Consider the following 23,497-nt stretch of genomic DNA (forward strand, 5'->3'; position numbering starts at 1 on the left):
GGTTTAATCGTTTTTAATGATTTGATTATTATTGATGACCAATTCGACAGCCCCCTTTAATGTCTGCCCGAATAATGGGGAATTTTTTGATTTGGATTTATTTGTCTTTTCATCGAAATTCCAAGATTTCGCAGGGTCAAACAGCACAAGGTTCGCCATAGCCCCAGCTTTAATTTGCGGGATAGCTATGCCAAGAATTTGTCTCGGTCTAACAGCTAAGCTATGTACAATTTGCTCTTCGGTTAATCCAGCACGAATTAACAAAGGTAGCACAGTTTGCAAGCCTATAATACCGTTTTTTGCAATATGAAATTCCACATTTTTAAATTCTATTTCCTGTGGTGTATGTTGTGAAACCACTGCATCTATGATACCGTCCTTTAAACCTTTTATCAGCGCTTTCGCATCGGCTTTGGTTCTTAATGGCGGGCTCACTTTATAGTTACTGTCAAAACCAATGATATCCTCATCTGTAAATACCAATTGATGTGCTGCCACGTCACAAGTAACCCGAAGGCCCTTAGCTTTCGCTTTTTTAATTAGATCTACGGCTTCGGGCGTACTGATTGACGCAAAATGGATCGGGGCTTCCGTATATTCCGCAAGATATAGATCACGGGAAACCATCAAGGATTCCGCAAGATTAGGAATTCCTTTCATTCCTAAATAAGTGCTCATCGTACCCTCATTCATTTTATTGCCACCCGCCATGGACTCATCTTCGGCATGCGAAAAAATCAGTCCCTCAAATCCTTTTGCATACAACAAAGCTCTACTCATTAGTCCTGCTTGTTGCACGCTCCTATTTCCATCACTGAAAGCAACAGCACCATTCTGTTTCATATCATAGAGTTCGGCCATTTCCTTACCTTCCCGCTTCTTGCTAATTGCACCAATGGGATGTATATCGACAATATTTCCTTTTGCAGCATTGACCACGAGCGCCACTTCGGACCGGCTTTGAATGGCAGGCTCGGTATTAGGCATGACGGCCACGGCAGTGAAACCCCCAGCAGCAGCAGCAGCCGTTCCTGTCCGGATATCTTCTTTGGTCTCTAAACCTGGTTCCCCAAAATTGGCATGTAAATCGAAAAATCCAGGCGATAAAATCTTACCTGTTCCGTCGATGGTCTCTACGTTTTTATCAGCTACTTTGATGGTGTTTCCAATCTGTGCAATCTTCCCTTTGTCGATAAATACGTCAACAGTCTGCTGATGATATTCGTTACCCGGTAAAATTACTTTAACAGAAGTAATCAATAAGCTTTTCATATATGAATGTGATTGAAATTAATAGGATACAAATTGTCTGTTGAAGCATGTAGCGTGTTCTCCGGCAACAAACAAAAAACGAATTTATCACTATAAATTGTATAGCCATAAACAGATTTTTCGCGTGATGCTTTTGATTGCTTCATTTCGAGAAACAAAGTTACAAAATACAATTTTATTATAGAACACTAAAAATAGATTTCAGTGAACATTCATTAGGAATTTTCTCCCCATTGATAATGCTTAAAATCAAATCCGGCCAAACTCAAAATCCGATCAACCACAGTCTCAGCCAACTCCTCCAAAGTTTTTGGTAAGCTATAGAAAGACGGAGAAGCTGGACAAATAATTCCACCTGCCTCTGTAACCAATTTCATATTCTGAATATGAATAATGCTTAGTGGTGTCTCACGTGTAACTAAAATAAGTTTCCTCCTTTCCTTTAACATAACGTCCGCTGCACGGGTGGTAAGATCTGAAGAAGTCCCATAGGCTATTCTGGACAAGGTTCCCATAGAACAAGGACAAACAATCATGGTATCAAAACGCGCCGAACCCGATGCAAAAGGAGCAAAAAAGTCATTTTTATCGTAGAACTTGAAAGGCACGTCCTGGTAACTCTCATCACCCAATTCAGCCCGCCATACATCCTTCGCATTATTTGACATCACAATACCCACCTCAGTAATCTGAGATTTTAGCGAATTCAGTTTTTCCAGCAGTAACTTCGCATATATAGAGCCACTCGCTCCCGTAATAGCAACAACAATCTTTCTTTTGGACATTTCTTTTAAATATAAAAACAAAGCTATAAAAAAAGGGTCGAAGTGAGAAACACTCGACCCTACATCTACCTATGAAAAACATGCCCTTGGGAGGGGCTTAACAAAAGTACATCTACTTTTTAATTTTCAAAAATATTATATGAATTACTACACATTTGTGTATATAAATTCTCAAAAAACACCACTTTTGCCCCTGATCCCATCCGAATTATTACTCCAATTTATATCACTTGCAATTTTTTCAGGATTTATGACAACCCGATTTCGCAAATAAATTCGCTACTCAAACAGTTATTTTCATTAATAAAACCTATTTTAGTAGGAGAGTTACGCAATTACATTTGAAAATGAATCTTTCTGTTTTAGAGCAATATATTGAAGAAGGCAAAAGCCACGACATCGACCTACTATTGATTGGAAACCCTGAATTATTACAAGAGACCACCAGTCATGGTATTTCACCCTTATTATTGGCATGTTACTACAATAAACCGCAAATTATCCGAATACTTCTGCAACACACCAAAACGATGACCATCCATGAGGCCTGTGCAGCAGGATTGACCGCATACGTGGAGGCTATTATTCAACAGGCTCCATCGGTTGTCAATGAATGGTCTTCCCATGGGTTTACACCTTTGTTGTTGGCAACCTATTTCAACAGAGTTGACATTGTCCGTCTATTGTTATCCAAAAAGGTAAATCCTAATGTAGCCAGCAGAAACGAACAACTCAGCTCCCCCCTACATATTGCTGCTTCAAATAATAACGAAGAAATCGGCAAAATGCTTATGGAAGCCGATGCCGATGTCAATGCGGTTCAAGCAACGGGTGAAACGGCATTACATTATGCCGCCCAACACGGAAATATTGACTTCATTGTCACCTTGCTTGAATTTGGTGCAGATACAAAAATCTTCAACCTGGCAGGATTCAGCCCAGCGGACTTCGCTTTGGAAAAAGGATATAAGGAAATTGCCGAAATACTCGCGAATTAACCACTTCGCATAATTTCGGCACCAATCCGGCAATGAAGACACTGTCTCTTATCGCAGTACATTTTCTTCAATTGCAATATCGCCTGGCTTTGGGCAGCATTTTCGGCATGCCAGTCAAATTCTCCAAACCGTTTTATGATTGCATTTTTCTCAACAGGAAGCATTTCCAAAAAATAAATGGCCTTGTCAATATACCGTTCTATCCCATAATATTTGCCATAAGCAAAAAGAAATAGTACCACAACATTCACAATGAGGATATCAATGGTATCTTTCCCTATTTTTCCAGAATGCGCCGTACGCTCCTTACCTCTTGGTAAAAAACGAGATTTCCAGTACTCACTTAACCTTCCAATACGAAACAATGAACGTGCATCCTCTAAATTTTCCAGATCCAAAATCATTGAAAAACTTAATGACTTATCAGTAAATAAGCTTACCAACTGCGCTATGCGAAGTTCAGGAAAATTATAAGGTCGCATTCGTAGTTTTTTCCAATCACCGCTTACAACCTCAATTCTATGAGCACCCTGTTGATAAACAAACTCATTATAGAGTAATTTAGCATATTCATCCTCCTCATTGCTGGATAAGAATCCAGCTGTTCCAAAAAAAATTGCTTCGATCTTCAAGGTATTCGAACGATATTTTTTCAATAAAGATATAGGAAGTTTTTCTCCAAGCTCATGAAATGCCTCTGCATTCACTTTCAGCCCCATACATCTACACATCCAGATCCAAAATACCTTTTCCCAATCCTTGTCGTTATCAGCCAATAAACTAAAGATCGTCTGAACTTTCATCTCTAGGCGCTCATAAGATAATGCGCCCAACCACATTGTCTTTTTTAGAACATCAACTGAACTTAACTGCGACTGACAAGGAATCCAGTTTGTCGTATTCATCATTGTCGAATACCGATCGAGCAAATGCTGATTTACGTACGCCGAAAGCAACATCGTTGGGATAACACTCCCATCACTTCGGTATATGACTTTATCATTTACCCAGACAACATGAAGGATAACATTATTATAAGCTGAATCATCCTGGTGATGATGCCGATCCCAATCCGATGAACGAATATGGAGTTCTATATTTCCATACCATTTTTTGTCTCCGAGTATGATATGAGACATTAAAAAATCCGGTCCTGCGTTCAGGTTATGCTGACCAAAGTTTATCAAAATCAACGGCTCTCCGTCCGTGGATCGCAACCCTATTGTATTGAATAGCCGTAGTTTCCAGATAAACTGCATTAAGTTTTCTGTCATCACCATAATTGTATACTAAGAAATTAAGCTAACCGGCTATGATTTATAATTTCTTAAATATACAATTTTATCCGAACTATTTCACATAGATTGACAACAAGTCACTTGAAATCATCTGTGTTTCCAAAATCCGTCCATTTAACTTTGGAGCAGAAACACCACTATGCAATTCCTTCTCCGATCGAAACACGCGTGCTTCATCCCAAAGAGCCGCATCAATAAATGTTTGTAAAGTCTTTGCTCCCCCTTCAATGATAATGGACTGTACATCCATCAGGTACAATTGATAAAGGATACTTTGCGGTAAATACAGGCCATAATTTTCAAGTTCAATATGCTTAATATGTCCTTGCCAATCTGTTTTTTTTGCATTAAACACAATGGTATCGGCTTTTTCATCAAAAATCTTAGCATCAGGAGATATGACCAGATCCCGATCTATCAACACGCGGATTGGATTTTTACCTTTCCAATGCCTAACAGTCAAACTAGGATCATCCAGTTGAGCAGTATGCGTCCCCACTAAAATTGCGTCCTCCTCTGCGCGCCAACGATGAGTCAATTGCTGGCTTGCGGCATTACTGATCCACACCTGCTTATCCTGTTGACCCATCAATCCATCTTTAGATTGTGCCCATTTTAAAATAACATATGGTCGATGTTGGCTGATTCGTGTAAAAAAACGGCGGTTGAGCCAGACCGCTTCCTTCTCCAAAAGCCCAATTTCAACCTCAATACCAGCCGCTCTCAGTATTTCAATACCTTTACCATTGACTTTTGCATAGAGATCCAGACAAGCGACAAAAACCTTCAATGGTTTTAAATCGGCGATCATATTGGCGCAGGGAGGTGTTTTACCGTAGTGTGCACAAGGTTCAAGACTGACATAAAATGTACTTGCAGCCAGTAATTCCTTTGCCGAATCACCATACCGCTCCAGCACCTGACTTACAGCATTAACTTCCGCATGAGGACCTCCGTAAGGAGAAGTGTACCCCTCTCCTATAATCTTGTCATTATGGACGATAACTGCACCCACCATGGGGTTTGGACTTACAGACCCTGCTCCTAGCTGAGCGAGATCCAAGCAGCGTTGCATATATTGCCTGTGCATATTCATAATGCAAATCTATGAAAATCGTACCTTTGATGCATGAGAATACTTCAAGATTTCGAATTATCGTTTCAACATGAATTAAAGTCCATATATGACAGTGACGAAATAAAATCCATATTTCTACTTGTGGTCGAAGAATTATTGGGTATAAAAAGAATAACATATCCTTTTAAAAAGGATGATTTCGTTTCTGAAAACGAGGCTGCTCATTTCCAGAGGATTCTTCATGATCTCAAAAAAAGCAGACCGATCCAATATATTTTAAATAAGGCAGATTTTTACGGTGAGTTTTTCGAGGTGAATGAATCGGTTCTGATCCCGAGACAGGAGACGGAGGAACTCGTTGATCTGATTATAAAAACACATGCTTCCTCATCGTATCTAAAGGTGATTGATATCGGCACTGGCTCAGGTTGCATTCCCATTATTTTATCAAAATACTTAAATCAGGCACAGGTGACTACGGTAGATATCTCTAAAGAAGCGATCCATACCGCCAGAAAAAATGCGCAACGCCTGGGAGAACCCGTTCATTTCATCAATGCGGATATTTTAGAATGGGATTACGTCTTTTCAGACCAACAATACGATATTATCGTTTCCAACCCGCCTTATATTACACCAAGTGAAAAACAGCAAATGCAGCAAAATGTATTGGCCTATGAACCTGAACTCGCTTTATTCATTGAAGAAAGTGCGCCGCTGATCTTTTATGATGTTATTTCATCTTTTGCTTTAAAACATTTGGCACCAAACGGAGATCTTTATTTTGAAATTAATCAATATCTGGGACCGGAAACCAAGGATCTCATCGAGAAAAAGGGCTTTCAGCAAGTGCAGCTCATCAAAGATATCCACGGTGCCAACCGGATAATCCATGCTAAGAAAAGCATATAGAAAAAATAATCTTTTTATTTACTAGACAGTTAACGCCGATCAACCAAATTTTAGAACCAATTATTTGGAGCATATCAAAAGAAACTCTACCTTTGCATCACTTTCAAAAACAGAAAGGATTCCGTAGCTCAGCTGGTAGAGCAATACACTTTTAATGTATGGGTCCTGGGTTCGAATCCCAGCGGGATCACTTCTTGGGACAAGTCTAAAAATGATAGACTTGTCCCATTTTTTTTGCCTTGTAACTTGCTGTTATTCTGATAAATAAGAGCAATCGCAGAATTTAGTCTCGGAGTTCGATGTCTTGTTCCGTCAAATTCCAAAAAATCGGGGAACATCGAACTCACTATAAGCCTTTTGTCCTCAATATCGCCGTTTTCATAGCGTCTATCAATGTTTGCGACCTTTTTTAAGGTAGATGCTACCAAATCCTTAATCTCTGTTCCGACCACTGCCAAGTCATTTAATCTTCGTTCCAAAACCTCAATCTTTCCTTTGGTCAATTTCTTTACTTCTTGGAAATCATCGTCTGCCATTTCGCCATCCGCATTCTTTAAAAGTGCATTTTGATAGCGTTTGTTCAATGCATCAATCTCACCAATGATATTTGCCCGTTCGGTATTTTGGGCTTTGGTTTTGTTATTGAAATCTTTAATAAAGGCTTCGATAAAAACATCGACCATACCCTCTTTTGGCGACATATACCGTAATTGTTTTAAGAATGCCTCATTTGCGGTTTCGGCTTTGAACCGTACTCCGCAGGCGGAAGTGCAATGATAGTAATTGTAGTAAACTCCCATCTTGCCTTTTGAGGCACTCCCTGTGAGCATCCTATTACAATTAGGGTTAGGACATTTAATAAACCCCCTAAGCGGTAGATTGTCCATAGCCACGATTTTAGGTTTTACAACCCGTTTTCTCCCATCGAGAATATTCTGTACATCCGCAAACGTCTTTTCGCTGATTAATGGCTCATGTTGTCCTTTGACAAAATATCCCTTTTCCTCTTTGTAGGGAGGAATGAATATTTTGCCACAGTACAATGGGTTTCGGACAGCTACCCAAAAATTATTCTTACTGAACCTACCCTTTCCATCCGCTTTCTCCCGAACCATATTCCAAATCTGTTCCGTATTGAAATTGTTTGCAACGATTTGTTCAAATGCCCATTTCAAAAGGGGGGCTTCAAAGTCATGTGGGGCAATGAATTTCTTTTTGCCCTCTGTTATCTTATTGATATATCCCAATGGAGCAGTACCCATATACCGCCCCTCTTTTTTTGCCCTGCGCATCCCGTGAAAAACGTTCAATGCACGCCTGTCGTTTTCCACTTCCGGTGAAGCAAGATAGAACGCAAGCATGATTTTGTTTTCGGGAATGGTAAGGTCTAAGGGCTGTTCTATTGCCACAGGTTCAACGCCATGTGTACGTAACTGGTTAATCATTTGGTACGCATCCCCTGCGTTTCTGCTGAACCTATCCCATTTCGTAAATAGTATTATTGACCCCGCTTTGTTGTTCTTTGTTTTGCGTAGGTTAGATAAATATTTCTGCCACTCTGGACGTTTAAAAGATTTTGCCGAATGGTCTTCTATGTAAACATCCCTTACCGGAATGCCCTTTATCTCACAATATTTTCTTAATCGGTCTTCTTGGTCACGTTGCGAATATCCTTTGTCCGCCTGCTCGTCTGTCGATACACGTATGTATAAATCTGCCTTTCTCATCACAACAGTTTTCCTTTTTCATTGGGTTAAAATTTTCCTCTTAGATACTGGTTAACTGCAATGTGAGCTATCTTTTTGACAAACTCCAAGATGGTTTTTGCTTCCTCTATATCGACCTCTGTTCCTTTCTTTTTCAAGATTTGTACAACTCTTTCGGGTGTTAAATCGTTCGCTTTTTCTTTCTCCATCTTCAACTGATTTTTGCCTGTTAACCATACGGATTAATCCGCACAGACAAACTTATTGCACTGATGGAGTGGATATTGGATTGTGTCTTTGGGTTGAATTACTTGGCATAGTCTGCCTGTTTAGAACTATTTCGACAATGCTATCCTCACTACTTCCACGTTTGGTTATGCCTAAAAAGCGAGTATGCCTATTGTTCACGTTTCATGGAGCAAAGGTATGTCCGTGTTCTTAACGCAGGCAAAAGGTCAAGACAAGTTTGTAAAAAAAATCTCCACCTATGGGTAGTATTTTTTTTACAAAACCTTGTGCCTGCTAAACACGAACCTTTGATGCTCCCGAAACGAAACACAGCATACTCCGGCTCTTTACACGAATAAAAAAAATGTCAGGCATGAGGATTATAAGCATTGGAAATAGTATTGAAACAAAACAACAGCACCACCTCTCATTGCCGAATAAATCAAAAAAATTAATTCAAAACAGTAAAGAAATGACACATCAAATAAACACATCGGAAGCAAGGGTATATGTCGGCACATACGGAAAATACAATGACGGTTCAATCTTCGGGGAATGGTTAACGCTATCCGACTATGCGGACAAAGACGAATTTTACGATGCTTGCAGAGAGCTACACGATGACGAGGAAGACCCCGAATTTATGTTCCAAGATTACGAGAACATCCCGAACGGCTTAATCGGCGAATGTTGTATAAGCGACAGCATATTTGACGTTTTGGAGGCTTTGGAAGACATGGACGAAACCCGAAAAGAAGCATTCCTAATATGGTGCAACAATGGACACCGTAAGCTATCCGAGGGGGATATAAGCGACCTAATAAGCGACTTTGACGATGACTATATAGGCGAATACAAGGACGAGGAAGATTTTGCCTATGAACAGGTAGAGCAAATGGACTTGCCCGAATTTGCAAAAACCTACTTCGATTATGAGGCTTTTGCCCGTGACCTGTTTTCCGGTGACTATTGGAGCGATAACGGTCATGTATTTTACAATTCCTAATCCACACAGGCGACCGCCTGCAAAGGTGGTCGCTTAAAAAATAATTAAGGTTTTAAAAACGACCTAAAATCATGATACGGGCATGATACGGAAAAATACTTTACCCTAAAATTCGGTCGGGCAAAAAGACAGATCCTCCCCAGGTCGGAACCGTCTTTTTGCGGAAAGTGGAACAACCCCTTTTGTAAATGCTCCGTTCCACAATGTCAACACATCTGCATTTTCCAAACAGGTTGTGTTGTAGTGGACTACTTTCTTTCGTGAGTTGAGACGAAAAAGAAAGTAGCAAAGAAACCTAAGATTATATATAATCATCTGAATTGGTGGTAATAAGAATGTTTTATTTTATTAAATTTGTTACATAACAACTATTCTTGATAGTAACTAATTTATGAAACAAGTCCAAGAAACAAAAAAGCTTCTGATATTCGAAGAGACTAAAGGCAAGATTACCAAGGTTTATCGACAAAATAAAGAAGATGAAAAAAATGAAAAAACTTTCATCTATTCTAAAAATAGCAAACAAATTGAATACGAGTTCGAGGGAGAACAAATAAAAAAGATAATCATTGATAGTCCAAAGGACTTTCCTCATTTCGTCAGCGCATTTGGGTATGGTTTTGCTGAAAATAGTTTAAACAATTTTTTTAAATACAATTTCAAGAACAAAGAAGTAGAAACTCTGGTACTTTCTGAAACCAATAAATCAGAAAAGAAAGGGAATTCATTGATTATAAACTATTCTGATTTAGAAGATTTATTGTCAAAAATTAATCAAGAACAAAGGGCTTGTAACGACACAAAGAAGATTTTAATAAAAAACTTAGTTGTTGAGATATTTCCAAATGTGAATTTTGACTTTACTGAAACCAATAATAATAAAGATTTAATTCTTAGAAATTTAAATGACAAATTAATCGAGAAGTTGACCGCAAACGAAATTGAGCAAATCGGAAACTTTTATGTCAAAGCCACGAGGAAGTTCAAAGCAAGTCATATAGTTAAAAAGATGACAGCAGGCTTGTTAAAAAATGCTCAAATTCTAACGTTACAAGAAATAATTCAGAAATATGAAAAATTGCTAAAAGACAATCCATCGGAGAGCGAGTGGCAAAGGTTCTTCGATGAATTCATCACATTATTCGATAGCCGATATGTTCGGAAGATAGACTACAAAAATATTGCAACAGGTATAACTAAATATCCTGATTTAGTTTTGGTGGACATATATGGTTACGTTGATTTTTACGAGCTTAAAAAAAGCGGAACACAATTGATACAGTACGATAATAGCCATAAAACTTGGTTTTGGAGCAAGGACGTTTCAATGGTTATTTCCCAAGTCTCTGATTATTTACAAAAGGCAAAAGAGAACGCTTTAAGTTATGCGAAAGCTATTAAAGATGAAACCGAAACTGAAACCGAACAAGGTTTAAATGTGAACATAATAAACCCACGAGCGATTATTGTAATTGGACATACTAATCAATTAGATACTGACAAGAAAAAAAATCAGTTTAAAAATTTACGTGAAAGTTTAAAAGATATAGAATTTGTACTTTACGATGAGTTGCTTGAAAGACTAAAAAACTTGTTAGATACAATTAAAATTGACAAATAAAAGTAATCCATCAGCCTATCAAATACCTTTCCTTACCAATGAACAAAACAATAAAAACAATCTTTGTATCCCTATCCATAATATTCGGACTTATAGGCATAATCTCATTTTTCGCCATCATATTTAATTCATCGTACCATTTTAATGAAACAAAAATTATTGACCCTGAACTCGCTTCAAAATTTGGTGATTTTTTTGGTGGTTTCGTTGGTACAATTTTCAGTATCCTTAGTATTTTCTTGCTGATTTATACTATTCTTCGTCAAAATAGAGATACTCAAAAATCCGCATTAGAAGCTAATTTTTTCAGAATGATTGATTACCATAATCAGAATGTCAATCAATTAAAAATACCACATTTAGATGTAACACGAAAAGCAGAAATATCTGATGGCAGAAGAGCATTCGTTCAATTTAAAATCCAAATCAACAGGTTATTTGATATTGTTAGAGAAATAAATGAGGAAAAAAAGTACGAATTAACAGAACAACAAATCGCTGATATCGTATATGTGGTTTTTTATTATGGTATAGATGGCTCTTGGATATCATTTATCGAAGATAAACTACTTGTTTACAGCCCCATTCACAGAGAACTTGCTAAAGAAATACAAGATAAAATAAACCTAAATCCAAATTTAAGGTATGGCAGAACTAATCAAACAAACCTAAGCACGTATTTTAGAAATATGTACAATGCAATAAAGCTTGTGGACAGTTCAAAATTTTTAAACGAAATAGAAAAAAAGGATTTGATGAAAATATATAGAGCCCAATTATCAAATCCAGAATTGTATGTCTTATTCTTCAATGTTCTTTCCCGATTTGGAAGAAAATGGAAAGAAAATGACTATATAACAAAATATAAACTTTTAAAAAACATACCAAACGGGTATTGTGATGGATATATTCCAAACGAACATTTTCCCATGGAATATGAAGATGAAGAATATTGAACTATGAAAAAAGTTTACCCATGTTAGCCATTGACCACCCCGTCAATGGCTTTTTTCATGTCATTTCCAATCAGCACATATTTTGAAAAGCCAAACTCCTCAAGTTCTCTGATAATTTTTTCATCATCCATATCACTATGGGCAATTAGCTTCAATTTAGGGTATTGACTTCTTAATTCCCGTAAATGCTTCATGATGCCTTTATCAGAAAAATCGAGGTCGATGATGCAGATATTGGGTAACGATTTTAATGCTGACAGTTGATTTATCCCATCCACAACGTTATCTGAACGAAAGACAATGTCTACCCCCGAAGAAACGAGGTCATCATGCATTAAATCCATCACTGGGGTTCTATCATTGATAAATGCTGTGGTAATTCGGCTTATGTTCTTAGTCTCCATATTCACGTAGTTTTTTATTCTGTATGGAGTGCCTGCAATAAAAAAGCGCAGGCAACTACACTTATCGACATTAAGGCACTGGTACGCCCGACCACCGAATAAGAGAGCGCCCACGCCTATTGGCATGAGCGTTCCTACTTATTGTCTCGGGGTCTAAAAATTACCAGTTTTTAATGTCGAGACTTAAAGCAAAAACACTTTAAGAATTTTATATTTTCAATAGGAAAGATAACAATGTGTATTTTCATACACAACATTCTATTACCATTTGCCTGTGCAGATAATTACTGAAATTATCTATTTCTACAACATATTGAAATGTGTAAAGCAAATAGAGACTTCATCTTAACGGTTCTTTTTATTATATCTTTTGTTGCCCTCAAAAAGATTACCTACCACTTCATAATTTTCAGATTTGAAGTCGAATGTCACAGGAAATTCCTTGTCTTTGTTGATAAGCCAAGGCCATAACGGATTTGTCCGTTGCTTGTCTGAATGTGCTTCATAGAAGAATTTCAACACATATTCTGCACTTGCACAAATTTCGAAAATATCTTTATTAAAGTAAGTTTTATAGAAGTCCGTCCTTTCAATCGTTTTTTGATGGATAATATCATGTCGATATTTTTCTAATTTAATGAAGTAGCTCCAAAACTTGGTAGTTTCTATTTTTTTTGTTTCATAGATTTCGGGTAAAATCTTTGATAATTTATCGGCAAGACTAACCCATCTTTCAATTGCTTTCTTGTCATATAGTTCGACAACTCCTCTACTTTTAACATTTACCTTGTATTGATAAGTTTCGGTTATACTAAGGTTTGAAAATGTCTCCAATGCAGTATAGCCGAAAACTATACAAATTTGTATAGCCTCGATGTAGTCAGCTACTATTTTAGACTTTTCTTTTAAAAACTCTTTTTTGTTCGTTTCAGCATCAACAAATGAGTGATTTACTATATGAGGGTCTATATATTCTTTAAATAATTTCTTAGCATCTACTAAATGTCTTTTGCAAATTGAAAGCAAAAGACCAACGTTATTGGGAGGAAAGTAAGTCAAAGGATTTTTTGCAAAGTTTACTTCGTCCAGTTCTTGAAAAACCATAGAGCCTTTTTCAATTCCGTTTTCAACCTGTTTAATACATATAGGTTTGCTAATACGCTCATCAAAAACATCGTATTGTTCGGGTTGAATACAATACACTAATCCTTGCTTACTCATTTAATATTTATGTTTTGCGATTTATGACTGACTTTTGTGTTCAATGTAATGCCTATTGTGGGTTTTGTATTTCCGTATTTGAGGATGCTTTTTCACTTGCCTTTTTCTGTCTCGAATAACTCCACAGAAAAAGCACTCCGAATATAATCAAAGCATAAGCTATCCATTTGCCCAAACGTTCAGAAGTTTTTATAATAACCGATTTCTCATAAGATGAAAAGCCCTCTGCTCCGGTGGGGCTACGTCTGTAAAACTTCCTGCGGTTAATCCAGTAACGCAGACCCAAACCTAAAACCAAAAATATTATGCCTAAAACCAATGATGCCCCCATAACGATAGCTATTATAATTCGACACTTTGAATTTACCAAAAAGCACCGAATAATAGGCTTAAAAAATGAAAAATCCCGCCACATCGGGCAGGATTTTTCTGTCTTTAATCACGGCTGTTAAACTGGAAACTTATCTGTTTTTCGTTCCCGAAATTGTCCGAAATCCAAATGTCAAAAGACTGTGATACGGTCGATTGGGAAGTGTAAAACAACCTAAACTGTGTTTGTGGCAACACGTACAGGTCATTGGGCATATACGGCGGTTCGCTGTAATACCGCAATGCTCCCTGTCCGTCAAACTGGAAATAGCGGATAAAGTATTTCGCATCGCTGAAATTGCCCGACCGTTGAACGGTAATCCGTATTTCAACGGTCTGCCCGTTTGTCACCTCTTTGGGTACAGGCATCACCTGTACCTCAAATGGGTAATTCTGTTTGATGTCGAGTTCGTCTTTTTCGCACGAGGTCAGCACCACGGAGCAGACCAACATCGCCAAGAGCATAAACGTTGCCTGTAAATGAAGCCTGTATTTTCTGATTAATGTTTTCATTGCAAATCATTTTAAAAGTTAAACCTTAGTCCAATCCCTGCCGATGGACGAAACTGTTTCAAATCCGTACCCCAAAGCACTTTTGTCCGCCCTTGCAGGAGCAGGACAAAACGGTCGGACAGGTACGTTTCAAGTGTGAGCCGTCCGCCTGTACCATAGACAAAATTGTCTTTGTCAAGGATGGTTGAGCCGTCCGGTAGCATTGCCTCGCTCCGGTTGATGGTTTCGTAACCTGCCACGGCGTTAAGCCCTGCATTCAGCGTGATGGTCTTCCGTGCATCGCCCAATAGCTGAAGACTGTAACCCACCTCGCCCGTATAGGTTTCGAGCGGTATCTGTACATCCCTGTAACCGGAAAGCTGATGGGCATATTCCGCACCCCATATCCAGTAATTGCCGTTCTTTCCGTTCACGGTAAGGGTCAAATTCAGATAGTAATTGTCGCTTACTTCTTTGGACAACATACCTGCGTTTACTTCCAATCCCTTTTGTTTGGGGAGCATTCGCTGTGCCTGTACCGCCGTGATGCTCCACATGGCAAGCACCACGGCAAAAATGTATGTTTTCATCTTTATAATTTTATTTTTAATGGTGATGAAGCGTGCATGGGTTGGTATAAAAATTCTTTAAGGCAACCCATGCAGGTATCATTGTTCTTTCGTTTTGGGTTAATTAATCTTTAGGTGCATATCGTTTATCAACTTGGCATTTACGAGGTCTGAATTTTCCACGTGTAATACCTGTTGTCTGCCACCGTTCTTTTCAAAGATTTCAATCACGAGTACCTTGTCGTCCGTGATGGTAAACTGGTCGAGCAGGAACACGTTTTGGTCTGTCGTATTGCCCGTGATTTCACCGAGCGTTTTGTACGTCCGCAGTGGTTGCATTGCCTTTTCCTGTACCACGGTACGCTTGGCGACTTTCTTGTCCACCACCTTGAAATTCACAAAATCAATATTGAACAGCACATTGCTTTTGTTGCGCAGTTCCGTATGGAAATAGAATTTTCCATGATGCACGTAGATACCTTTCAGCAGGAATTGTATGCCGTAGCTTTTCGACCCGATATGCTTTACAATCCGTTTGTTTTTCCTGTAAATCGTCTCCATGAGCAAGCCTGCCAGTGACGGAGAATTGCCCCCCAATTCCTCAAACAGAACATCGTTGCCGTTTTCCCTGTCCGATGCCTTTTGCATCGTCAGCAAATCATAATTCAGCGTTGAGGGATAAGCACTGTAAAAGACGTTGAAATTGTAGAAACGACCATCGTCCGTAATGACGGAAAAATTGGTTTCCTCGTCAAAATCCCTTACGCTTGCCTTAATGCGCAAGACGTTTTCCGCATCTTCGGCTTTGCCTGCGATAAGGTATTCACTGCCCAAATCCACGTAGCGGATAGCGGACGGGAATATCAGATGCGAGGTTTTGCTGTACGTCACCTGCATTTCGTAAGGCTCTACCTTGCCCATGCTCAATTTTGTGGTATTGGATGCAACTTGCTGTGCATTTGCACCTGTGATAAAGAGGGTCAAACAGACCATTGCCAAGAGGCTTTTAAATATTGCTTTCATTTTCGTTTTTATTTTAGTTGAACATTAGTTTTTTGAAACAAGGAAAATTTGATGACCGGCTTTGACGGTTACTTTGGGTGTTCTTACTTTCTTGGAGAAGTAACCCGACACACCCTGTACCACACCACGGGAAAGGTCACCTGCCATCTGTTGACCTGCCGAGCGTGTCATCATAATGGACGTGCCGGAGGTTTGGCTCATGTTGGAGGCTATCTCACTTAGGGCGTTCATTTCGGGCGAATATGGCACATATAGCCCTTGCTGTCCGTCCACATCGTACACGGTTATATCGACCGGAATAATGTTGCCCTCATATTCGATGGACGTTACTTTTAACTGCAATCTGCCACCTTGAAACTTGGCATTTGCCGTTAGTACCGTTCCTGCCGGAATGGAGCGGACAGGCGTTTGTGCCGTTTCCAACAGGCGTAGGCGCACACCGCTTTCACCCGTCACGACCTGTGTTTCCTGTACCACCGCTTTGATGCTGTTTTTTGGCTGTATGACCTGTTCCGAAACACCTGCCGTATAGAAGCTACGGTTTCGGGTTTCGTTCCAGTTTGCCAAAAAAGCACTGTCGGTCGGTTCACGGTACAATGCTGAAACCGTATTTTTCCTTACAGGAGTGAAAGCCACAAAATGTTCCTTTTGCAATGCACCCTTTGCGGAAACCATTGTGTCCGTACTGTTCGGCTGTGTAGGGGTTTGTGGCAGGTAACGAGAAGCCATTTCGTATGACTTTTCCATCAAAGCCAGTTGGTCATCTATGGTCGTTACAGGCGGTACGTCTTTTTCTGCCAACTGTTCTTTGAGTTCCTCAATCTGTTTGCGGAGTTCCTGCGTTTCGTAATCGCTGTTGTCGTAGAACGAGGTCAGCGTACTTTGCGCATTGCGGTAACTATTCAGGGCAGGGTTGCTGTTCTTGCGTGTACCACCGCCGTAAGTGTAGCCGTCTTTGTAAACCTCATCCGGTTGCTCCGCTTCCGGATCGGCGGTACTGTCCTCACTCCAATAGTCGGATAGTGACAGGAGCGAATTGCGCTTTTCCTGCATTTTCTGTTCGAGCATTTCCTGTTCATAAGCCTTTTGCTTATCGGATTGAAGCCCTGCATCACTTGCCTGCGGTACGGCATCGTTCAGACCAATATCCTCGACCGTTTCCTTATCGGAGGACGATTTGAAGATTAGGTACATACAGCCGAGGAACACCACGCCCATAAGGGCAAAAATGATAGGTTTCTTTAGCTTGTCGGCTTTGTTCTGCGCCCCGTCTTGGGTCGCATCCATTCCGTTTTTCGGGTCGTCATCTTCGACCAAAAAACTCACCTTTTTGTTTTCATTGTCTTTCATGATTTTTACCTTTTAAGATTGTTGTAATACTGTCCTGCGGTGAAACCGAGGAATTGTTTTGCTTAATCGGGTTTTCGATATGCTCAATGGTCATGGTATTATCGGAATGCGCTACATCGTAGCACACTTCGAGCAGTACAATGACGGACAGCAGTGCATAGCCTGCAAAGAGCAGTAGCGTATAGCGATGCTGTTTTGCAACAGGCATCGCTCGCCACTGTCCATCGAGCTTGTCAAACCAATTACTGATTGCTGTTCTTAGATTTTTCATCCTTTAATTGTTATTCCGTTCCACTGCATCACTGACCATAGTGATTGCCTCTTTTGCTTTGGGAGTGGTTACGACCGACAGGTCGGTCAGTTCCGATTGTTTCATCACCTGCCCGTAACTGTCTTTTTTTGCAATCTCCATTCTGCCCAAGAAGAATTTGCCGTTTAGGTACTTCACCCACATAAGGCATTCTATCCTGGGCAGGTCTTCGCCTGCCCATTGCAGAAAGCAGGATAGCAACAACTCCTTTTTAGCTACACCTTTGGGGCAGTTGGCGAGATATTCGCTGATGCTTGCTTTCAGTTTTCCGGCATACGCCCCCTGCGTATGGAAATCGCCGTCATATCCCTTTGCGGTAAGGATTTTGGCGAACGTGTTCAAATCTGATATTGCTTCCATAATCTTGGCTTTAGCGGTCGATGACTTCTATATCCCTGTTTTCCAACACGGCAAACTTTTCGATATTGAAGCCCTGTGGGTTGTTGTCCGAGCGGACGGAGTTCACGAGATAACAGGAGGTCACAAGGTTTCGGCTTGTAACATTGCTTGACCGGATGATAAACTGTTTGGCATACGTCCTGACGGCATAGGGATAGGTATCGAAGTTGCACACCACGCTGTCCACTTCGACACGCTGTTGCACGTTGCCCGAAATGATACGGTTGTAATAGCCCTTTTCCGAAAGGTCTTTGTAGTAATCGAAAGCCGATTTGTCGGCAAGATTAAAAGCCCTTTTCATGTTGCTTTCAATAGCGTTCTTATCCGGTGCGAGCGTAAAGAACAGTTCATGGAAACGCCTTACGTGTTCCCTTGCCTCAACAGGTCTGTTGATGCTTGCATCCTGTGACAATGCCAACATCAAGGACTTGCCGTTGTCCAGTACATAGACCTTTTGTCGTTGCAACTCTGCAAAGTTGTAGGATTGCCAAACGGCATATCCTACAACGGCGATGCAGAGTACGGCAAATACAATGGCGTACAGCCGTATTTGCCTAAAGCTGTTTTCTATATTTCTTAGTGTCTTAAATTCCATTGCTTTCTGATTTTTATTTGTTCATTAACCTGCCACCGATATTTCCTGCAACAGCCCCAGTTCCTGCTCCGGCGATGTTTCCGGTCTTCGATGCCGTAGAGTTTACGTTGCGCATGAAGTTTCCTGCACCACCTGCCTGTATTACCCAACCTGCCACCGTTGGCACGGTGAAATAACCCACTATGCCAATCAGCATGAAGATGATATACACGGTGTTGGATGTGTCGGGGATATAGGTCGGGTCGGCAAGCATATCAATATCCCTTTCGATGATAAGGGATTGTATCTTTGCGAGCATGGAGCTGAACATATCGGCGATGGGCAACCACAGGTACACGCTGATATATCGGGTCAGCCATTGCGTAAGTGTGGACTGAAAACCATCCCATACACTTATCGCAAAGGCTATCGGCCCGAGAATGGACAGCACTATAAGAAAGAATGTCCGTATGGTATCTATGACCAGTGCCGAGGCTTGGAAAAGGACTTCCAGTAGCTCCCGAAACCAGTCACGGATGCTTTTCTTTAAATCGTACATGCCACGTTCCATGTACATACCGGATATGGCAACCAAATCGGACGGCGACCATCCCAATTCTTCCAGTTTCTTATCAAATTCCTCATCGCTTACGAGATAAGCGGTTTCGGGATTGCGGAGCATCGCCTCTCTTTCCAACAGGTCTTTTTGTTCCTGCAACTTGTTGAGGTCAAGCACTTGGTTTTCGAGCATGGCATTTGTGCCTTTTACTACCGGACTTAGCACCGCATTGATAGTTCCCAATACGATGGTCGGGAAGAACATAATGCAAAGCCCGATGGCGAACGGTCGCAGGAGTGGAAACACGTCTATCGGTTCTGCACGGCTCAATGCCTGCCACACTTTCAGTGCTACGTAGAACAGTGCGCCCAATCCGGCGATGCCCTTAGCTACTGTCGCCATATCGGCGGACAGTGGGAGCATCTCATCGTAAAGCGAGCGCAGGAGTTCGTGAAGATTGTTCCATTCCATAGCTTACCAGTATTTTTGTTCAGCAGTTCCGTACAGTTCAAGCACCCTCTTGGTGTTGTTCTGTTTCTTAGCCCTCAAAATGCTTACGGAGATATTCTTGTTGGTGAAATAGCGGACAAGGTTGTGATAATCCTTGACCTCTTTGTAAACCCTGTCGATGATGTCCATACGCTCTTTGTCGTTCAGCGAAAGCGAGGAAGAAGTAACAATCTGTTTCAGTTCTTTCAGCAACTCGGTGCTTTCGTTGAGCAGAGCAGAATAACCGTTGGCGATTGCCGTGAGTTCCTGCGGACTGAAATTCGGGTCGTTCAACATCTTGCCGAAATTGTTCACGTACATTTCGGACACATCACCCACGAGCAAAACAGTCTGTTGCACCTTACGGGCATCTTTCACCAAGTTGTTTACGGCTTGCAGTTTGTCGTAATACTCCTTGCCCTGTTCATACACTTTTTTGACCTCGTTGAAATTCTTAACCACGTTGGACACGGTGGATGAGGTCTGCACGATTTCATTGGCGGAGTTGATAATACCCGATGCCAAATTTGAGGGGTCAACAACGACCCATTGTGCTTTTGCGGACGGTGCAACGGCAAGCATAAGTGCCGTAAACACCAGTAACATTGTTTTTTTCATTGTTTCTGATTTTTAAAATGATTAATAACTATTTGTGCTTTCACGTCTCTGTTGGGCAATGCGCTTTATCGCCAGTTCCACATTGCCGTCCAGTTCGGAAGCCAGTTGCATGACTTCCATTTTTTCGGTTTCCTCTGTGGTGTATGCGAAATATTCTTCGAGCGAAACCTCTGTGGCATACACGGCGGAGTGCGTACCGCCAAGCCCAATCCATACCTCTTTGTAAAGCCTTGACGGGTCGTTGTTCTGATTGATGGAAAGGATTTGGGATTTTTCCTTTTCTGTAAGCCCCAACATTTCCTGTATCGCATCGAATTTGTTCATGTACTTGCGTTGGTCAAGCAGGATTTTACAGTCGGAATTGTTGATGATACTTTCCTTGACCACGGGTGACTGGATGATGTCGTCCACTTCCTGCGTGACCACGATAGCCTCGCCAAAAAATTTCCGTACCGTCTTGAACAGGTACTTGATGTACTCCGCCATTCCTTCTTTGGCGATGGCTTTCCATGCTTCCTCAATGAGTATCAGTTTACGCACACCTTTGAGCCTGCGCATCTTGTTGATGAAGACCTCCATAATGATGATGGTCACTATGGGAAAGAGAATTTTGTGGTCTTTGATGGCATCTATTTCAAACACGATAAAGCGTTTACTCAAAAGGTCGAGTTGCTTGTCCGAGTTGAGCAGGTAATCATATTCACCGCCCTTGTAATAGGGTTCAAGCACGTTCAAAAAATTGGCGAGGTCAAAGTCTTTTTCCCTTACCTGTTTTTCCTCCAGTACCTTTTTGTAATCACCCTTTGCATATTCGTAAAACCCATTGAAAGAGGGATGTTCATCGCTCTGCCTGATACGGTCGATGTAACCGCTCACGGCATTGGACAATGCCACTTCCTCCGAACGGGTCGGCGGTTCATCGTCACGCTTCCATAGCGTAAGGATGAGCGTTTTGATACTTTCCCTTTTCTCAATGTCGAAAACGCCATCGTCCGTGTAGAACGGGTTAAAGGCAATGGGGTTATCCTCGGTATAGGTAAAGTAAACACCATCCTCGCCTCTGGTCTTGCCTTTGATCAACTCGCACAATCCCTGATAGGAATTTCCGGTGTCCACGAGCAGGACGTGTGCACCCTGTTCATAGTATTGGCGTACCATGTGATTGGTAAAAAAAGACTTACCACTTCCCGATGGCCCCAAGATAAACTTGTTGCGGTTCGTGATAACGCCTTTTTTCATGGGCAGGTCGGAAATATCCAAATGGATAGGCTTGCCCGTGAGCCTGTCCGCCATCTTGATACCGAAAGGCGATACCGAACTTTGGTAATTGGTTTCCCCTGTAAAGAAACACAGGGCAGGTTCAATGAACGTATAAAAACTTTCCTCTGCCGGAAAGTCACCTGCATTGCCTGCCATACCTGCCCAATACAGCGTGGCGACATCCACGGTGTTGTGCCTCGGCTTGCATTCCATCAAAGCAAGCGCACTTCCCGTGTCGTTCTTTAGCTGTTTGAGTTCGTTCGGGTCGTCCGACCACGCCATCACGTTGAAATGCGCACGGATGGAAGAAAGTCCGAACGAATGTGCTTCGTTCAGATACCTTTCTATCCATTCCTTGTTAATCTGATTGGCTCGGCTGTACCTTGCCAGTGAGTGCATATTACGTGCGGACTTTTCAAACTTGCGCAGGTTCTCATCGCTGTTATCCAAAAACAGGTACTGGTTGTAGATATGGTTACAGCTAAGGAGCAGACCGACCGGAGAGGCAAAGGACAGCAGGCAATCGCTCCTGTCCGTGGACAGCTTTTCATACCGTGTATTTGACGATACCGTGTTGGGTAAATCATCCGTATCGGACAGCGTGTGCAGGCACAGCCTTTTATTTCCGACACGCACATCCTCACTGCCCAAAGCTATATCCTGCATGGGCGTTCCGGCTTCCCTCGACAGGGTAAGGTACTGTTCGAGCAATCCCTGTTTTTCACTTGTTCCGATGATGTCATCCTCGGTCAAACGTTCCAGTTTCACAAAACCGCTATCGTTGATAATGCGCTCAAACTGTGCGACCGCTTCCATAAACCTGCGGACGGCTTCTTTATCCCTAATTTCTTTCGGGATAAGGACACCTTTGCAAAGCGAACTAAAGTTGCTCTGCATCCGCATCCGCTCTTTGGTCGTCTTGGTCAGGAACAGGTAACAGTAATGGTTTAAAAACGGGCGTTCGTTGAAATGCTGTTGATAGGATTTTGCAAGAAAACTCTGGTCTTCCTGTGCAATGTCCGGCGCATAATTTTCCTTGATGTACCAGTCCTGTTTGTGGACAATGGTGTAATCAGGCAAGGTCTTGATAGCTTTGTGCCATGCCGAATGAATGGCATCGTACTCCGCCGAAGCTACCGTGAACAGTTCCGGCAGGTGTACCCGAAAGCAAGCCGTGATGTCTGCATCCTTTGATATGATGCAGTTCTGTTCCACCGCCAGTAATGGAAACTTGCTCTCCAACGTTGTGGCTTTTCCTGTATTTTTCATAGTATTTATCTGTTTTTTAATGGATATGAAGCTATCATGAGCATTTAATCTCTGTTTTTTCGTTATGCTCATGATGGTCTCATAGGGCTTGGGATTTAGTGTTAAATTTCAGATAGCGGTGTACGGCTCTGCGACAGATGATGTATTTCGGATGCCTTCTCTTTGCGCCGACTTTCATCAATCCATGTTCGCCGTATTTCCCGTTCAATGCGAATGTCTGCCATACGATTAGCGATGCTCCGCCTGCCCCGATGCACAGACAGATGTAGGGGTTTACACCTGCCATGTACAGGATCATGACGAGGATAAGCACACCGAGCAGACCGCCTGCGAAGATGAACAGGTACTGTGCTTTCAGCCCTTTGAACTCGACCGTCCTGCCGATACCTTTATTGATACTGTAATTGCTCATAGGTAGTCGGCTTAAAGGAAGAATGAGCGGAGAATGGTAGCCGCTACGATTAGGAAGATACAAGCCCCAAACCACGATGCTGCCGTCTTGCTTGTATCGGGGTCACCGCTACTGAATTTGTTGTACACCTTAACACCTCCGATCAATCCGACCACAGCCCCGATGGCGTAGATCAGTTTGGTTGCCGGATCAAAATAAGAGGTGACCATTTGGGTCGCTTCCGTAATCCCTGCCGTGCCGTTGCCCTGTGCGAACACACCAAATGCCGACAGTAAGGCAACGCCTGTCAGCAACACTTTTTTGCTTTGTTTATCCATGA

General features: G+C 41.4%; 25 protein-coding genes, 1 tRNA gene and 1 pseudogene. 6 read left to right on the forward strand and 21 right to left on the reverse strand.

The window, feature by feature from the left end:
- Positions 1 to 3: 3 nt before the first annotated feature.
- Positions 4 to 1,272 (reverse strand): dihydroorotase family protein, encoded by a 1,269-nt coding sequence (locus HMAT_RS10125; RefSeq protein ID WP_104382589.1) that lies wholly within the window; start codon positions 1,270 to 1,272, stop codon positions 4 to 6.
- A 215-nt stretch (positions 1,273 to 1,487) separates the two neighbouring features.
- A complete protein-coding gene (locus tag HMAT_RS10130; RefSeq protein WP_104382590.1) occupies positions 1,488 to 2,057 on the reverse strand; it encodes a UbiX family flavin prenyltransferase in 570 nt (189 codons plus the stop codon).
- 347 nt (positions 2,058 to 2,404) lie between these two features.
- On the opposite strand from HMAT_RS10130, the gene HMAT_RS10135 reads away from it, so the two are divergent.
- On the forward strand, positions 2,405 to 3,055 hold the full coding sequence (locus HMAT_RS10135; protein WP_104382591.1) for an ankyrin repeat domain-containing protein: 651 nt from the start codon (positions 2,405 to 2,407) through the stop codon (positions 3,053 to 3,055).
- On the opposite strand, the gene HMAT_RS10140 is transcribed toward HMAT_RS10135, so the two are convergent.
- Positions 3,052 to 4,329, reverse strand: a complete 1,278-nt coding sequence (locus tag HMAT_RS10140; RefSeq protein ID WP_158655765.1) for a DUF2851 family protein — start codon at positions 4,327 to 4,329, stop codon at positions 3,052 to 3,054. The two genes, HMAT_RS10135 and HMAT_RS10140, sit on opposite strands and share 4 nt — an antisense overlap.
- 76 nt (positions 4,330 to 4,405) lie before the next feature.
- Positions 4,406 to 5,449: a bifunctional diaminohydroxyphosphoribosylaminopyrimidine deaminase/5-amino-6-(5-phosphoribosylamino)uracil reductase RibD gene (gene ribD / locus HMAT_RS10145; protein ID WP_104382593.1), complete on the reverse strand. Its 1,044-nt coding sequence runs from the start codon at positions 5,447 to 5,449 to the stop codon at positions 4,406 to 4,408.
- A gap of 33 nt (positions 5,450 to 5,482) precedes the next feature.
- Between ribD and prmC the strand changes: the two genes are divergently transcribed.
- Positions 5,483 to 6,343: a peptide chain release factor N(5)-glutamine methyltransferase gene (prmC, locus tag HMAT_RS10150; protein ID WP_104382594.1), complete on the forward strand. Its 861-nt coding sequence runs from the start codon at positions 5,483 to 5,485 to the stop codon at positions 6,341 to 6,343.
- Positions 6,344 to 6,460: 117 nt separating this feature from the next.
- A tRNA-Lys gene (locus tag HMAT_RS10155) sits at positions 6,461 to 6,533 on the forward strand.
- A gap of 739 nt (positions 6,534 to 7,272) precedes the next feature.
- Here HMAT_RS10155 and HMAT_RS27415 read toward each other — a convergent pair.
- Positions 7,273 to 8,070: pseudogene (locus tag HMAT_RS27415) on the reverse strand (recombinase family protein); the annotation flags it as partial.
- 26 nt (positions 8,071 to 8,096) lie between these two features.
- Complete coding sequence (locus HMAT_RS27240; protein WP_199768588.1) at positions 8,097 to 8,258, reverse strand: hypothetical protein; 162 nt, start codon at positions 8,256 to 8,258, stop codon at positions 8,097 to 8,099.
- Between the two features lie 491 nt (positions 8,259 to 8,749).
- On the opposite strand from HMAT_RS27240, the gene HMAT_RS10165 reads away from it, so the two are divergent.
- The 3 genes from HMAT_RS10165 (at position 8,750) to HMAT_RS10175 (ending at position 11,860) form a co-directional block, all read left to right on the forward strand.
- Entirely contained in the window at positions 8,750 to 9,283 is a 534-nt protein-coding gene (locus HMAT_RS10165; RefSeq protein WP_158655766.1) for an antirestriction protein ArdA, read from the forward strand.
- A gap of 391 nt (positions 9,284 to 9,674) precedes the next feature.
- On the forward strand, positions 9,675 to 10,904 hold the full coding sequence (locus tag HMAT_RS10170; RefSeq protein WP_104382596.1) for a Shedu immune nuclease family protein: 1,230 nt from the start codon (positions 9,675 to 9,677) through the stop codon (positions 10,902 to 10,904).
- A gap of 38 nt (positions 10,905 to 10,942) precedes the next feature.
- Positions 10,943 to 11,860 (forward strand): putative phage abortive infection protein, encoded by a 918-nt coding sequence (locus tag HMAT_RS10175; RefSeq protein ID WP_104382597.1) that lies wholly within the window; start codon positions 10,943 to 10,945, stop codon positions 11,858 to 11,860.
- Positions 11,861 to 11,883: 23 nt separating this feature from the next.
- Here HMAT_RS10175 and HMAT_RS10180 read toward each other — a convergent pair whose 3' ends face one another.
- The 15 genes from HMAT_RS10180 to HMAT_RS10250 form a co-directional block, all read right to left on the reverse strand.
- A complete protein-coding gene (locus HMAT_RS10180) occupies positions 11,884 to 12,264 on the reverse strand; it encodes a response regulator transcription factor (RefSeq protein ID WP_104383378.1) in 381 nt (126 codons plus the stop codon).
- Positions 12,265 to 12,609: 345 nt separating this feature from the next.
- Entirely contained in the window at positions 12,610 to 13,485 is an 876-nt protein-coding gene (locus tag HMAT_RS10185) for a hypothetical protein (protein ID WP_104382598.1), read from the reverse strand.
- A 52-nt stretch (positions 13,486 to 13,537) separates the two neighbouring features.
- Entirely contained in the window at positions 13,538 to 13,816 is a 279-nt protein-coding gene (locus HMAT_RS10190) for a molybdenum ABC transporter permease (RefSeq protein WP_104382599.1), read from the reverse strand.
- Positions 13,817 to 13,920: 104 nt separating this feature from the next.
- The gene (locus HMAT_RS10195) at positions 13,921 to 14,319 is read right to left on the reverse strand and encodes a DUF3872 domain-containing protein (protein ID WP_371412047.1); all 399 of its coding nucleotides are present in this window, start codon (positions 14,317 to 14,319) and stop codon (positions 13,921 to 13,923) included.
- A gap of 59 nt (positions 14,320 to 14,378) precedes the next feature.
- The gene (locus HMAT_RS10200; protein WP_104382601.1) at positions 14,379 to 14,936 is read right to left on the reverse strand and encodes a conjugal transfer protein TraO; all 558 of its coding nucleotides are present in this window, start codon (positions 14,934 to 14,936) and stop codon (positions 14,379 to 14,381) included.
- Positions 14,937 to 15,035: 99 nt separating this feature from the next.
- Positions 15,036 to 15,938, reverse strand: a complete 903-nt coding sequence (gene traN / locus HMAT_RS10205; RefSeq protein ID WP_104382602.1) for a conjugative transposon protein TraN — start codon at positions 15,936 to 15,938, stop codon at positions 15,036 to 15,038.
- A 24-nt stretch (positions 15,939 to 15,962) separates the two neighbouring features.
- The gene (gene traM / locus HMAT_RS10210; protein WP_104382603.1) at positions 15,963 to 17,288 is read right to left on the reverse strand and encodes a conjugative transposon protein TraM; all 1,326 of its coding nucleotides are present in this window, start codon (positions 17,286 to 17,288) and stop codon (positions 15,963 to 15,965) included.
- Positions 17,275 to 17,559: a nitrogen regulatory IIA protein gene (locus HMAT_RS10215; protein ID WP_104382604.1), complete on the reverse strand. Its 285-nt coding sequence runs from the start codon at positions 17,557 to 17,559 to the stop codon at positions 17,275 to 17,277. Before HMAT_RS10215 ends, traM begins: the two co-directional genes overlap by 14 nt.
- Before the next feature lie 3 nt (positions 17,560 to 17,562).
- Positions 17,563 to 17,958 carry a hypothetical protein gene (locus HMAT_RS10220; RefSeq protein ID WP_104382605.1) on the reverse strand — a complete coding sequence of 132 codons (396 nt, stop codon included), beginning with the start codon at positions 17,956 to 17,958 and terminating at the stop codon, positions 17,563 to 17,565.
- Positions 17,959 to 17,968: 10 nt separating this feature from the next.
- Positions 17,969 to 18,592, reverse strand: a complete 624-nt coding sequence (gene traK, locus HMAT_RS10225; protein WP_104382606.1) for a conjugative transposon protein TraK — start codon at positions 18,590 to 18,592, stop codon at positions 17,969 to 17,971.
- Positions 18,593 to 18,605: 13 nt separating this feature from the next.
- Positions 18,606 to 19,601: a conjugative transposon protein TraJ gene (gene traJ / locus HMAT_RS10230; RefSeq protein WP_104382607.1), complete on the reverse strand. Its 996-nt coding sequence runs from the start codon at positions 19,599 to 19,601 to the stop codon at positions 18,606 to 18,608.
- Positions 19,602 to 19,604: 3 nt separating this feature from the next.
- Positions 19,605 to 20,237, reverse strand: coding sequence for a DUF4141 domain-containing protein (locus tag HMAT_RS10235; protein WP_104382608.1), 633 nt, complete (start codon positions 20,235 to 20,237; stop codon positions 19,605 to 19,607).
- A gap of 21 nt (positions 20,238 to 20,258) precedes the next feature.
- Positions 20,259 to 22,766, reverse strand: a complete 2,508-nt coding sequence (locus HMAT_RS10240) for a TraG family conjugative transposon ATPase (protein WP_104383379.1) — start codon at positions 22,764 to 22,766, stop codon at positions 20,259 to 20,261.
- A 79-nt stretch (positions 22,767 to 22,845) separates the two neighbouring features.
- On the reverse strand, positions 22,846 to 23,178 hold the full coding sequence (locus HMAT_RS10245) for a DUF4133 domain-containing protein (RefSeq protein ID WP_104382609.1): 333 nt from the start codon (positions 23,176 to 23,178) through the stop codon (positions 22,846 to 22,848).
- Positions 23,179 to 23,189: 11 nt separating this feature from the next.
- Complete coding sequence (locus HMAT_RS10250; RefSeq protein ID WP_104382610.1) at positions 23,190 to 23,495, reverse strand: DUF4134 domain-containing protein; 306 nt, start codon at positions 23,493 to 23,495, stop codon at positions 23,190 to 23,192.
- Positions 23,496 to 23,497 lie beyond the last annotated feature (2 nt).

The sequence above is a fragment of the Sphingobacterium sp. HMA12 genome, from assembly GCF_002933815.1.
Taxonomy (GTDB): domain Bacteria; phylum Bacteroidota; class Bacteroidia; order Sphingobacteriales; family Sphingobacteriaceae; genus Sphingobacterium.